This window comes from Desulfothermus naphthae, assembly GCF_054657475.1.
Map to the genome: position 1 here is coordinate 25695 of NZ_BAAHYQ010000003.1, position 13193 is coordinate 38887.

Genomic DNA, 13193 nt, shown 5'->3' on the forward strand with positions numbered 1-13193 from the left:
AGCTGCGGTCAGTGGCACTCTTTACGGGTGTGTAAAGGCACACCACTGCACATGGACTTACGCAAAATCCTATTTTGGAGGATACTCTCAAAAAAAGATTAAGCAAATTGTAATGACCGGATGGAATTTTCTATCTTTATCCAACGTTCTTTGAAAAAATAATCCCTCGATAATCGAAGGAACCATTGTCGTCCCGCATGCATCAGCCGAGCTGGAACATGGATTAGAAACATGCGGATTGTGTTGGGCTCTTCTCTAAAACCATCTTCATCGTTGAGCCACATCATCCAAACCAGTAGATTGTAAGCCAGAATACAGGTCTGGAATATGGCGGAGTTGGCCCAAAAATCCTGTGTCAAAATGCTTCCAGAGGCCATCTGTCCCTTACACCACTCAATCCAGTTTTCACTGGCCCCCCGTTGGCAATAATACCTGTGGACGTCCCAGGGACTCAGGTTCATATTTGTTACATAACAAAAATAATCATACTCAGTCTTTGTAACGGTGAAAAAAAAGCAACTAAATTTGCTCTCTATTACTTGACGTACGGCCACAAACCGGCGGGGGTGTTTCCACCTCTCACATTTGTATGTGAATTCGGTCTTCTCATAGCCAGGTCTATTTTTAACCTTGTGCCATTTCTGAGCTTCTAAAAGCTGAGTGAGTCCTCGCATCTTAACCTTGATTAAGTACAAAGCATGAGCCTCTTCTAAGTAGTCTAAAAGTTCTCCATTAAAAAAGGCGGAATCTGCACGTACAATAATTTTCCAGACTCTCCTTGGAAGCTTGGCAAAGCACTCTTGCATAAACTCTACACAACCATTGGCTGAATAAGCATCTCCGGCTCTAAACCAGTTGTGAAGACATTCCCGCGTCTCAGCAATAAAGCAAAGGAGCGGATGATATCCCCTTTGTCCTGGCTTCTTGGGGTTGTAACCCTTCTCGGCACCTTCCTGTTTCCCATACACCCCACGCACTGTAGAGTCCAAATCTAAAGTGATGCGGCTAAACCATTTTTTACCCCAAACCTTTTTGCGCACTTTTGTTTCTACATCGGAGAGCTCATTGCAATGTCGGGGATTAAACAACTTAAAAACCCGATTTATGGTAGTATAGTCAGGAAACCTTTCCCATTTAAAAAGCGACCTCAATGCTAAATCAGATCTTAGGATAAATACATGGCTCATATGCTTAGCCCCAGCTAACACTGCCATCATCAAAATCATGATAATGTCGGAAACCTTATACTGTGCGGTAGCTCCCCGCTTAATAGTAATGTGTTGCTCAAGCATCTTGGGAAGCTTCAGTTTGTCAGCAAACAGGCCCAGCAATACCAGTCCGGCGTTGCCCGTAAGATTTTTTTCAGTGAACTTAACATGGAATCTACGCATAGAATCAGTGCCTCCTTCATACTTCCTATTTGAAACACTTTATACCATTAATTCACTATATTGTCAAGCTAAACATTATCTTATGATGCAAATTTTAGGTCAATTTTTATTTTTTGATAAATTGGAGTGGAAAAAGGTTAAAAGTTAGTATAGAAAAAAAGAGAAATAAAAAATTACAGGAGATAACCAATGAATAAAACCAGCAAAATTTTTGTTGCTGGGGCAAGTGGGCTTGTAGGGAGTGCTATCGTAAGAAAACTCCTTGATAAGGGCTACAAGAATATACTCGGCTCTTACTTTTCGAGGAATCCAGAATCGTTATACAGTGGTTATGAGGAACATATTGAAAAAGGTTACATAAGGTTTCTACAGCTTGATTTAACTAATCAGGCAGAAGTAAAGAATTTTTTTGAGAAAGAAAGATCAGAATACGTCTTCTTGGCTGCGGCTAAAGTTGGTGGCATATGGGCCAACAATATTTACCGGGCAGATTTTATCTATCAAAACCTCCAGATTCAAAATAATATAATACATCAAAGTTATCTCCACGGCGTAAACAAACTTCTCTTCTTAGGTAGCACATGTATATATCCAAGAGATTGTCCCCAACCTATGAAAGAAGAATATCTCCTGACAGGGGAGCTTGAATATACCAACGAGCCCTATGCCATAGCCAAAATAGCAGGTATGAAGATGTGCGAAAGCTATAATCTGCAGTACGGAACGAATTTCATCTCGGTTATGCCCACAAACCTTTACGGTTTCAACGATAATTTTGATCTTGAAAAGTCTCACGTCCTCCCGGCCCTTGTTAGAAAAATACACCTGGCAAAGGCTCTTGAGAACAATAATTGGGAACTTATCAGAGAAAATTTAAGTAAGTTACCAATAGAAGGTGTGGAAGGTTCTAGATCTGAGGAGGATATATTAAAGGTTCTTGAAAAATACGGGATAAAGAAGATTAGTGACTCGACGGTTAAAGTGGAAGTTTGGGGAACCGGAAAACCGAAAAGAGAATTTCTCTGGTCAGAGGACATGGCAGATGCTTGTATCTTCTTGATGGAAAACATTGATTTTTGGGATATTGTTAGATTGATATATCCAGAGTTCCCTCCACTAAAAAATACTTCGTGTACGCCTATTTCGTTTGTAATGAAAGGGAAGGAGATACGGAATGTTCATCTTAATATTGGTACAGGTGAAGAAATAACAATACGAGATTTAGCCTATCTTATAAGAGATATTATAGGTTTTAAAGGTGAGATATACTTTAATACTTCAAAGCCCGATGGCACTCCCCGAAAAGTGACCGATGTCTCTAGACTGAATTCTCTTGGCTGGCACCACACAGTTCCTCTTGAGGAAGGAATAAAGAAACTTTACGCATGGTATATAAAAACGAGATGAAGCATCCACGCATATACGCATTTACTCATCCACTCCCTTCTTATAAAGAGAGAAAAAGGGGACATCCATGATAAGTATGTCAAGAGGGAAGACGGAGTTTTCCCACCACCCTCCCAGTAAACCTTCCTGGTGGCGTTTTTAGAGTATATTTTTTGCCAGTCTTTTTAATCCAGTACTTATGGCTAATTAATTATTAAGTGCACTTTTGGCACATTAATAGCCAGACATCCATTTGCTGCCTCAGGCAACATTTGTCCAGGACTTTACCTTTTATTGGACAAATGTTTTTTTGTTGCCATCGCAGAAGATTAAGTTTGGGTAAAACCTGCCGGCCTCTAAACAGACGATAGGTATATCTCCGTTTTACCGGATCATACAGTCCCTTTCGAGAGGTCCGGCAGGAAGACTGTAAAAAAATATTACTTTATGTGCATTAATAAAGGAAAAAGGTGACGGAAAAAGGTGACAGGCGAATAATGCTTGACTTTCAAAGTTCAACGTTCAATGTTCAATGTTTCAAAAATGTAAAACCTAGAATCTAAAACTTTGAACCTAGAACATAGAACAAAAACCCCTTTTTTCCGAAATCAGCCCCAGACCACAGATAACAGACACTTCCATAAGGAGATTTGTTATGCCAAGGATAGCGAGGTTTTTAAAAGAAGATGAGCCTACTGTATATCATGAAATATCCAGAACAGCTTTGGAGGGTTTGCCATTTAGAGATGAAGACAAAGAATATATGCTTGAGCTTATAAAGAAATGGAGCAAGATATTTTTTGTGGATGTGTTGGGATTTGCCATAATGGGAAATCATTTTCATCTTGTAGTTAGGACGTATCCTGAGTCTGATGTGTCTGATAAGGATGTGAGGGAGCGGTATAAGAGATTGTATGGAGCAAAAGAAATTGGTTCTGGATTTGAATTTGAGAGTTTCCCAATGTCTCAGGAAAGATGTCGCCTTAGTGAGATAAGAAAGGGGGTTCTTTTCTTGAGCTCCTATCTTATCATCCTTCCCCCTAGGGGGAAGGGAAAATTTTAACCTGGGCGAAAAGGAGTCTTTTATTATGTTTTATCCTGAAGATGTTAAAGAAAGTGTGCTTAAGCAAATTTTAACCACTTCAAAAACAGTTGCTGCTATTGCAAGAGAGAATAATATCCCCTATAGTACAGTGATGACATGGAAAATTAACGCTCAAAAAGGAAAAACAATGAATAAAAAATTTTCAGCTGAAGAAAAACTTAATTTACTTTTTCAATGTGCCTCAATGAGTGAGATTGAGGTGTCCAGGTTTTGTAGGGAAAAAGGCATATATCCGAGTACATTGGAGAAATGGAAACAGGCCTGTCTGGAAAATATTGATAACCGTTCTAATAAGGAATTCAAGAAAAAAGAGAAAAGATTAAAACAGAAGATTTGCAAGTTAGAAAGGGAAATACGGCGAAAGGACAAGACTATAGCAGAGACAACGGCTTTATTGGTGCTTAAAAAAAAATGGGAAAATTTCTTGGAGGAGCAAGAGGACGAAAGATAGAGTTACAACAAAAAGAATATGCTTACAAAGCTATAACACAAGCCAAAAAAGAGGGGTGTAGTTTGAAAAAAGCATGTGATCTTATTGGGATTTCAATAAGGACTTACCAACGATGGAAGAGTGCAGGGACTTTGGAAGATAAGAGAAAAGATGTCCCCAGGAAGCCAGCTAACAAGTTGTCTGAGCAAGAAAGAAAAAAGATCTTATCTATTTGTAATTCAGAGACCTTCAAAGAGTTATCCCCCAATAAGATTGTACCCATGTTAGCTGACAGAGGGCAATATATTGCATCAGAAAGTACTTTTTACCGTGTACTCAGAGAAGCAGGTCAATTGACACACAGGCAAAGGTCTAAACCCAAGACATATTCCAAACCTAAACATTATAGAGCTTCAGGGCCGAATCAGATTTGGAGTTGGGATATCACTTATCTTCCTACATTAATCCAAGGCATGTTTTTTTATTTATACATGTACATAGATATTTATAGCCGTAAGATAGTAGGATGGGAGGTATATTCAGAACAAAAAAGTGACTTGGCAACAAAAGTACTAAATAGAGCTTTGCTTTGTGAAAATATTACAGGACAAGGGCTTGTGATTCATTCAGACAATGGTAAGCCTATGAAAGGCTCAAGCATGTTAGCTACTATGCAGAATTTAGGGATAGTGCCATCTTTTAGTCGCCCTCATGTTAGTGATGATAATCCATACATAGAGTCCCTTTTTAAAACAGTAAAATATTGTCCTGAGTATCCATGTAGATTTTCTAGTCTGGAAGAAGCCAGGAATTGGTGTCTTGAATTTGTTAATTGGTATAATTTTAAACATTATCACAGCAAAATTAAGTTTGTTACGCCTGAGCAGAGACACTTAGGCTTGGATATTGAGATTTTAGCCAAGCGTAAAGAGGTATACAAAAAAGCCCGTTCTAAACATCCAGAGCGGTGGTCTGGAAACATCCGGAATTGGGATCCTATTTTAAGTGTTGATCTCAATCCAGGAACTAAACAACATCTTAAAAAGGTTGCTTGATGGGAAAAAATAAAATAACTTTTGGTGACATCTTTACTGACATTCACCGGTTTTAAGAAGAAGTTATGCAGTTTGTCGTGGTATGTGAAGGAGATAAAACAGGGATTTAGCAGGTATTTTAATAAGAAGTATAATCGGCGAGGGACGTTGTGGGGAGAGCGTTTTAAGAGTTTGATTGTAGAAGACGGTCTTACTCTTGTTAATTTACTTGCGTATGTTGATTTAAATGCAGTTCGAGCTGGTATAGTAAAAAGGCCAGAAGAATACAGGTGGTGTTCTTTGGGCTATCATATCCAGTCAGGAAATAGAAATGATTTATTAGGTGTTGATTTTGGAATGAAGGAGTGGAATGAGTTTGATGAGCATGAGATAGTGAGGAAATATCGTGAATTTGTATATGAGACAGGGGCAATAGATGCAGGCAAGGGGGCAGTGATTTCAGAGGAAATAGTGGAAGAAGAGAGGAAGAAAGGTTTCAGGTTGAAAAAGGCAGAAATTTTCAGGTATAGATGCAGGTATTTTACAGATGCGGGGGTACTTGGAAGTAATACCAATTGCTCATGGTAAAGTCATATTTGAAAGAGACTGAAATGCATTCATAATCCAATTCCAGCATGTTAATCTTTTCACTTTATCAGGATACGATGCAAGGTTTTTAAGCACTTCTTCGACAGCACGTTTTTTAGCTTCCAGGTCAGAATAAATCTTTCCCTCTACTTGGCGACGCACTTCTTCAAATACTCTCTCAGCAGGGTTCAGCTCTGGAGAATAAGGCGGCTGTTGAATCAAGGTTAAACCTACTTCCTTTACAGGCTGTGAATTATGGCTCCTGGCTCTGTCCCATATAACTGCTTCTATCTTTTTATCTTGCCATCTTTGAACTGCTTTGGCTACATCCTCTCCTTTCATACTCTCTATCCAACACCACTCAAGACCACCTCCCATAACATCTACCCCTAAGGCCAGATATGTCCACTTGTAATCAATTTGTACTTTTTGCTCTACCTTTACCCCTCTTGGTGCCCACACTTTCCTTACCTGTCCTCGAAGCCCTATCCGCATCTCATCTGCCCATACAACTTTCTTCTCCCCTGTTATCCCATACTCCCTAAGAGCTGAAGCAAGCCCCCTTTTTTCCACTCCTTTTGTGCCTCGGCACAGGCTTTTTCTGCTTTCGGCCTTGGAACTTTCTTCTTGATACCAAGCCGAACAAACAACGATCGCATCCCCCAGTAGCTGTATTTGACTTTGAACTCTTTCGCTACCCACTCTACAGCATCTTGTATCGTTTTAAAGACTCTTTCTGCTGCCTTAGCTTTCAATTGCTCCTTTTGCTCTGCACTCAACCAGCATTCTCTCCCCTGTCGCCCTCCTTTCTTTCGTCGCCTCACTTCTTCTATACCCCCTGCCCTATACCATGCTATCCAACGTCGAAGCGTTCGTTCATGTATACCTAAAACTTTTTTCACCTCTGCTACTGAATACCCTTTCCTCAAAAGCCAAAATGCATGCAATCGAGAACGTATCTCAACATCTTGTTCTCTTTTATACAATTCCAATAATTCCTTTTCCCCCTCTCGCCATTCTATATTCATCCTCTTAGACATCACTAACCCTCTCATCTGAAACTGGAGGCCTTTTATTTTATAATATGTCTTTTCCAAAGGCAAATGATATAAGAATTTTGTGCAGAGAGTTTTTTGGGAGATGAAAGATTTGTTGGGTTCAAAAAAGGATAGAAAGTTTGTGCCAGTACTTAGGGATTTTGGGGTGTATTCGCTCAAGAGGTTGCAGGGAAGCAGTGGATAGTGAATCGTGATTTGTGATTCGTGAATATGGAAGAGAGGGATTATTATATCCGCCTATATTTACTGATAGTTAACACATAAATATAATCAATCGAATTACTAATCTCAAATCATTGATTACTCCAAAGATAGAGGTGTTTAATTTAATATTTTCTGAGGTTGCAAAAAATTTAATTTGAGTTTAGAGCAGGATTTAAGGAGACTATATAAGGGGAATTTAAATGCAATATGATATAGCGTCAAAGGTGATATTGACTCATTGCAGGAATATGGTGTTGCGTCAGTTATGTGGATTAAATATAAAGGATGCAGAGTTAATAGAAGTGCGTCCCCAGGAGACAGCATCAGTCAGGAGATCAGATTTTGTTTTAAGGGCCTTTTTTGAGGATGGAACAGAGAAGCTAGTGTTATTAGAATTAATAACCCAGTGGAAAAGCTATTTGCCATTGAGGACATTAGAGACGAGATGTCGTCATATTTTAGAAGAAGGTCTTGAGATAGAGACAATAATGATAGAGTTAAAGAGATGTTACGGAGTGGTAGATTATTATCATGACAATGAGGTGGATTTTAGGTATAAGGTGATAAAATTATATGAGGTTGAAGCAAGAGAAGTGGTTAAAAAGGGTCTTAGATGTCTGTATCCATTTGTTCCTTTGATGAAAGGGGGCGAAGAATTAATAGAAGAAGCAGAGAGAGGGATTTATGAGAGTGAAGAGAGCAGGGAGTATAAGTCAGATTTATTAACAGGTATGGCCATATTGAGTGGCTTAATATCCAAAGAGATACCCCTTAAGTTGATTAAGAGGAGGAGGGATATAATGATAGAATCAGCAGCATATGAAATAATAAAAAAAGAGGGTTTTGAAGAAGGAATCCAACAAGGAATCCAACAAGGGATTCAGCAAGGGATTCGACAAGGGATTCAGCAAGGGATTCAGCAAGGGATTCAACAAGGATTATTGTTAGATGCCCAGGAAATGTTATTAGATGCCTTAGAAGAGCGTTTTGGGATCATACCTCGCTCTATTGCAAAAAAGATCAAGGAAATAGATAGTAGAGAGGTGGTAAAAGGTTTGTTTAAGGTAGCTATGCGAGTTAATTCATTGGAAGAATTTGAAAATAAATTAAAAATTGCTTTAACATAAGTTTTTTTCTGAAAAGTGTTTTATTAACTATTTTTTTGAAATAGGAGGGGATTTATGAAGAAGCTAATTTATTTGTTTTTAATTTTCTTTTTTATAGAAAAAAAGGGACATCCATGATAAGTATGTCAAGAGGGAAGACGGAGTTTTCCCAGCACCCTCCCAGTAAACCTTCCTGGTGGCGTTTTTAGAGTATATTTTTTGCCAGTCTTTTTAATCTAGTACTTATGGACAAAAAAGGGGACGGGCGAATAATGCTTGACTTTAAAAGTTCAACGTTCAACGTTCTATGTTCTATGTTTCAAAAATGTAAAACCTAGAACCTAAAACTTTGAACCTAGAACATTGAACAAAAAACCTTTTTCCCCAAATCAGTTACAGACCACAGATAACAGACACTTCCATAAGGAGTTTTGTTATGCCAAGGATAGCAAGGTTTTTAAGAGAAGATGAGCCTACTGTATATCATGTAATATCCAGAACAGCTTTGGAGGGTTTGCCATTTAAAGATGAAGACAAAGAATATATGCTTGAGCTTATAAAAAAATGGAGCAAGATATTTTTTGTGGATGTTTTGGGTTTTGTCATAATGGGAAATCATTTTCATCTTGTAGTTAGGACGTATCCTGAGTCTGATGTGTGTGATGAAGATGTAAGGGAGCGGTATAAGAGATTGTATGGGACAAAAGAGATTGGTTCTGGAATTGAATTTGAGAGGTTTAATAAGAAATATGGGAGGCGGGGGACATTGTGGGGGGATAGATTTAAGAGTTTGATATTAGAAGATGGACTGACTTTGGTAAACTTATTGGCGTATGTGGATTTGAATGCAGTTCGAGCTGGTATAGTAAAAAGGCCAGAAGAATACAGGTAGTGTTCCTTGGGATATCATATTCAGTCTGGTAATAAAGATAATTTATTAAGTGTTGATTTTGGAATGAAGGAGGAGAAGAATGGTTTGAAGAGGCACTAAATTATCCAGGTATTGAACTTATATCACTTTCGCCAAAGATAGCTATTGAATCGACGAGACTTCCTGGAAATTTTCACAAAGATCCTGCAGATCAAATAATAGTTGCGACTGCCCGTATATATAATTGTCCTTTAGTTACTTTAGACAAGAAAATTTTGGATTATCCTTATGTGAAGACGATCTAAATTTATGGGGCAGCAATTTCCGATACTTATATATTTAAACAGGTGAATAATGCTTGACTTTATTATCTTGTAATTATTAAAAAAATATCCTTCCTTCCTAATTCCGAATGTGGTTGTTACTTTTATTTTATACTTTTGAACTTATAATCATGGACAAAAATGTGACATCTGAGGTGCTCCCCAAAGATCAAGACAAAAATTTTAAAGAGTTAGTATAGCGTTTTGCTATAGCTTTCCTTTTTCTCATTTTTTGTTAAAATATCAAAAAATGAGATGTTTTTTTGATATTTTTCCTTGAAAAAAGGAAAAATATCTTTTAAATTTTCCTTATGAAAAAGAAAGATATTCTAAAATCAATCATAGTTGAATTTCACTCTTGGGATTTACCTGTGGTTATTGAGAGAAAAATTGAACTGCCTTTGAACTCAAACAAGATTATATCTGTTGTTGGGCCTCGAAGGTCGGGGAAAACTTATCTTTTATTTAAAACCATTCAAAAACTCTTCCACGCAGGAGTAGATAAAAAGAGATGTATATATATCAATTTTGAAGATGAGAGGATTGATGTAAAAAAAGAAGATTTAGATTTGATATTGCAAGCCTATAGGGAATTATATCCTGAAATAGATTTGAAAAAAAACTATTTCTTTTTTGATGAGGTACAAAATGTTGATGGCTGGGAAAAGTTTATTAGGAGAATATATGATACAATAACAAAAAATATATTTATAACAGGGTCAAATTCAAAGCTGCTAGGAGATGAAATTGCAACATCTTTGAGAGGAAGGACATTAAAATACAGGGTTAATCCCTTAACATTTGATGAGTTTATAAGATTTAAGAATGTTGAGTTTGACTGTAAAGTTGATTTTTACAACAGCAAAAAAAAGGCCGTGTTGTTTAAATTGTTTGAAGAGTTTTTGGTGTATGGAGGATTTCCTGAGATTGCTTTAATGGAGAAAGAATTAAAACTTCTTTCTTTACAAGAATATTTCAATGTTATGATATATAGGGATATAGTAGAAAGATACAGTATAAAAGAACCTTTTGTTCTAAAGTATTTTATAAAAAGATTGGCCGAGAATGTGACCAATGCATTATCTGTAAATAAGATATACAATGAACTAAAATCTCAGGGAATAAAGATTAGCAAAAACACTCTGTATGATTATCTAGAGTATATGGACACGTGTTTTTTGATTGGATTAGTTAAAAAACATTATGGTTCTGTAATAAAATCTGAGTTAGGAGAAAAAAAAGTCTATTTTATAGATAATGGTTTGCTAAATTCTATAAGAGCTTTTGACAAAAGCAATTTTGGATCTTTATTGGAAAATTTGGTATGGCATGAACTGCTGGTGCAAGGTAAAAAAATTACCTTTTTTAAAGAAAAAAGGGAATGCGACTTTGTTGTTGATGATAGAATAATTATTCAGGTTTGTTATGACCTTACAGACAGCAAAACAAAGAAAAGAGAAATTAATGGTCTAATAGGATGTTGCAAGTATTTTAATTTAAAGAAAGGTTTTATTATAACCTTTGATGATGAGGAAGAATTAGTTGAACAACATATTAGGATTTATGTGGTCCCAGCATATAAATTTCTTCTTTCTAAGGAATGGATTTATTAGGCGGATTCTGAGAAGGACAATAGGAAAAAGAAAAAGGGGACATCCATGATAAGTATGTCAAGAGGGAAGACGGAGTTTTCCCTGCACCCTCCCAGTAAACTTTCCAGGTGGCGTTTTTAGAGTATATTTTTTTGCCAGTCTTTTTAATCCAGTACTTATGGCTAATTAATTATTAAGTGCACTTTTGGCACATTAATAGCCAGACATCCATTTGCTGCCTCAGGCAACATTTGTCCAGGACTTTACCTTTTATGGACAGAAAAAGGGACAGGCGAATAATGCTTGACTTTAAAAGTTCAACGTTCAACGTTCTATGTTCAATGTTTCAAAAATGTAAAACCTAGAACCTAAAACTTTGAACCTAGAACATAGAACAAAAAACCTTTTTCCCCAAATCAGTTACAGACCACAGATAACAGGTCACAGACACTTATATAAAAGAGGAAAAAGGGGACATGCAAATAATACACATTTCAAGGGAAAAGCATATTTTTTAAACATCAACTATATATTTTTGAGTTAGGCTAATCAACGATAGACATCTTTCCTATGACCAACTTTAACAATCAGAACAATCAACTGATTATTTTTGATTTTTGCAAGTATTCTATAATTTCCCACTCTATATCGCCAAAATTCTCTTAACTCTCCTTTCAAAGGCTTTCCTATAGCTCTTGGATCTTTGGCTACTTGTTTTTTCAAAAAATCAAAAATCTTTTTTACGTCCTGGGCGGGAATTTTTCGCAATTGTTTCTCTGTTTTAGGGATGAACTTAATCTTCCAGGCCAAGTTTTTTCTCCATTTCTTCAATGGATACAGCCTGTTCTCCGCTTCTTAAAAATTCTTCATATTCAGTTTCAGCAAGATAAGCATCTTCCATATCCTCAATTACTCTTTCCAGAGCTTCTCGGATAAAATAACTTATGGGCCTTTTAGTGGCTTGAGCAAGCCTGGAGAGCCTAAAATTTAATTGATCAGGGAGTCTAACAGTAGTTACACTCATTTTTTAACCTCTTTTTATTTTTGTATTAAAAGTGTTACTCATCTCATTTAATTTGTCAACATCCATTAATTTGACGCAGCAATTCTCGGTGAGGGGTAGATGTAGTGCTCCCTTCCAGGGTGGACATATTTTAACCCATTTTAAAGTAGAGGTCATTAAGCAGCCTCCTGGTAATAATTTTGATAAAACTTCTGCTCAAAGCCAAATAGAAAAAAATAACTTAAGGGGGTTGACAAACATTACAGTATGATATTACAAGAAGGACACAGGTATCCTGCCCTGGGGGCAGGATATCTTCTAATTTCCACTTATTTGCTTGTCAAAATGCCCTTTTCCCAAAAATCAATCGCGGATGTTGGGAACTCTTTTTAACTCTTCGCTACATTTGTTTAGCTTCTTATTAAAGGAGAATATTTCCATCTTTTTACTGTAAGCACACAATAAACAGTCTACAAAATCAATATTGATAGTTTTGAATAGATGAATAGCGGTTATGGTTACATCTTTGTCCTGTACCTTTATGTTTTTATTACTTAAAAATTCTTCTAAAACTTCTACAACCTGCTCTTTTTCTACCTTATAGAATTTTATAAGCACATAAATTACTTCTGCTAAAATGGATTGGAGGACATAGGCTATTTTCTCACCAGAAAAAACAGCTTCAAAAAAGTTGTTTGCAAGAGAATAAAGCGCTTCGCTATCTTTTAGCAGGTATCTCAGAATTATATTAGCGTCTATTGCTATTGTGTTTTTCTTTGATTGCATTGATAAAAGCTTCCTTTTCCATTTTTATTATTTCTTCTATAGATTTGCCCTTTATGGCATATTTATGGAAAATACCTCCAAGTTTTCTATACGGCTCTATAATTACTTTACCTCCTTCCATTTTTATCTTTACAATATCAGTGTTAAGTTTTTTCCTAAATTTAGCTGGTATAGTTACCTGACCTTTCTTTGTAATCTTTACTGTAAGCATGTCTTACCTCTTTAACATGTATTACTTAATTGTAAAGTAATACATTTATTATAAATATTTATTATAAATAGAAAAAGGGGACAGGCGAATAATGCTTGACTTTTC

At 36.5% G+C, this 13193-nt stretch carries 13 protein-coding genes and 3 pseudogenes; 9 read left to right on the plus strand and 7 right to left on the minus strand.

The genetic code is table 11. The annotated features are described in order from the left end of the window. Positions 1–98: 98 nt before the first annotated feature. Positions 99–1391, minus strand: coding sequence for an IS1380 family transposase (locus tag ACYQ1E_RS11605; protein WP_459879441.1), 1293 nt, complete (start codon positions 1389–1391; stop codon positions 99–101). A gap of 189 nt (positions 1392–1580) precedes the next feature. Between ACYQ1E_RS11605 and ACYQ1E_RS11610 the strand changes: the two genes are divergently transcribed. The 5 genes and pseudogenes from ACYQ1E_RS11610 to ACYQ1E_RS11630 all read left to right on the plus strand — a co-directional run. After that, a complete protein-coding gene (locus tag ACYQ1E_RS11610; RefSeq protein ID WP_459879443.1) occupies positions 1581–2798 on the plus strand; it encodes a GDP-L-fucose synthase family protein in 1218 nt (405 codons plus the stop codon). A gap of 634 nt (positions 2799–3432) precedes the next feature. Beyond that, positions 3433–3840: a transposase gene (locus ACYQ1E_RS11615; RefSeq protein ID WP_459879446.1), complete on the plus strand. Its 408-nt coding sequence runs from the start codon at positions 3433–3435 to the stop codon at positions 3838–3840. A 25-nt stretch (positions 3841–3865) separates the two neighbouring features. After that, positions 3866–4333, plus strand: coding sequence for a transposase (locus ACYQ1E_RS11620; protein WP_459874752.1), 468 nt, complete (start codon positions 3866–3868; stop codon positions 4331–4333). Then, the gene (locus ACYQ1E_RS11625) at positions 4294–5367 is read left to right on the plus strand and encodes an IS3 family transposase (RefSeq protein ID WP_459874751.1); all 1074 of its coding nucleotides are present in this window, start codon (positions 4294–4296) and stop codon (positions 5365–5367) included. The genes ACYQ1E_RS11620 and ACYQ1E_RS11625 overlap by 40 nt, the downstream gene beginning before the upstream one ends. A 54-nt stretch (positions 5368–5421) precedes the next feature. After that, a pseudogene (locus tag ACYQ1E_RS11630) lies at positions 5422–5910 on the plus strand (transposase); the annotation flags it as partial. A gap of 15 nt (positions 5911–5925) precedes the next feature. Here the strand turns inward: ACYQ1E_RS11630 and ACYQ1E_RS11635 are convergent. Both ACYQ1E_RS11635 and ACYQ1E_RS11640 read right to left on the minus strand, forming a co-directional pair. Further along, on the minus strand, positions 5926–6507 hold the full coding sequence (locus ACYQ1E_RS11635) for a transposase (RefSeq protein WP_459879449.1): 582 nt from the start codon (positions 6505–6507) through the stop codon (positions 5926–5928). After that, entirely contained in the window at positions 6462–6974 is a 513-nt protein-coding gene (locus ACYQ1E_RS11640) for a winged helix-turn-helix domain-containing protein (protein WP_459879452.1), read from the minus strand. Before ACYQ1E_RS11640 ends, ACYQ1E_RS11635 begins: the two co-directional genes overlap by 46 nt. Positions 6975–7396: 422 nt before the next feature. On the opposite strand from ACYQ1E_RS11640, the gene ACYQ1E_RS11645 reads away from it, so the two are divergent. From ACYQ1E_RS11645 to ACYQ1E_RS11660, 4 genes and pseudogenes are all read left to right on the plus strand, one after another. Next, positions 7397–8323 carry a hypothetical protein gene (locus tag ACYQ1E_RS11645; RefSeq protein ID WP_459879456.1) on the plus strand — a complete coding sequence of 309 codons (927 nt, stop codon included), beginning with the start codon at positions 7397–7399 and terminating at the stop codon, positions 8321–8323. 415 nt (positions 8324–8738) lie between these two features. Continuing rightward, positions 8739–9266 (plus strand): annotated as a pseudogene (locus ACYQ1E_RS11650) (transposase); the annotation flags it as partial. Positions 9267–9280: 14 nt separating this feature from the next. Then, positions 9281–9478, plus strand: a pseudogene (locus tag ACYQ1E_RS11655) (type II toxin-antitoxin system VapC family toxin); the annotation flags it as partial. A 329-nt stretch (positions 9479–9807) separates the two neighbouring features. Continuing rightward, a complete protein-coding gene (locus ACYQ1E_RS11660; protein WP_459879459.1) occupies positions 9808–11109 on the plus strand; it encodes an ATP-binding protein in 1302 nt (433 codons plus the stop codon). Positions 11110–11637: 528 nt separating this feature from the next. On the opposite strand, the gene ACYQ1E_RS11665 is transcribed toward ACYQ1E_RS11660, so the two are convergent. The 4 genes from ACYQ1E_RS11665 to ACYQ1E_RS11680 form a co-directional block, all read right to left on the minus strand. Further along, on the minus strand, positions 11638–11898 hold the full coding sequence (locus ACYQ1E_RS11665) for a type II toxin-antitoxin system RelE family toxin (RefSeq protein ID WP_459879462.1): 261 nt from the start codon (positions 11896–11898) through the stop codon (positions 11638–11640). Further along, entirely contained in the window at positions 11882–12112 is a 231-nt protein-coding gene (relB, locus tag ACYQ1E_RS11670) for a type II toxin-antitoxin system RelB family antitoxin (protein WP_459879464.1), read from the minus strand. Before relB ends, ACYQ1E_RS11665 begins: the two co-directional genes overlap by 17 nt. 342 nt (positions 12113–12454) lie before the next feature. After that, a complete protein-coding gene (locus ACYQ1E_RS11675) occupies positions 12455–12877 on the minus strand; it encodes a type II toxin-antitoxin system VapC family toxin (protein WP_459879467.1) in 423 nt (140 codons plus the stop codon). After that, complete coding sequence (locus ACYQ1E_RS11680; RefSeq protein ID WP_459879470.1) at positions 12840–13088, minus strand: AbrB/MazE/SpoVT family DNA-binding domain-containing protein; 249 nt, start codon at positions 13086–13088, stop codon at positions 12840–12842. The genes ACYQ1E_RS11675 and ACYQ1E_RS11680 overlap by 38 nt, the downstream gene beginning before the upstream one ends. Positions 13089–13193: the final 105 nt, after the last annotated feature.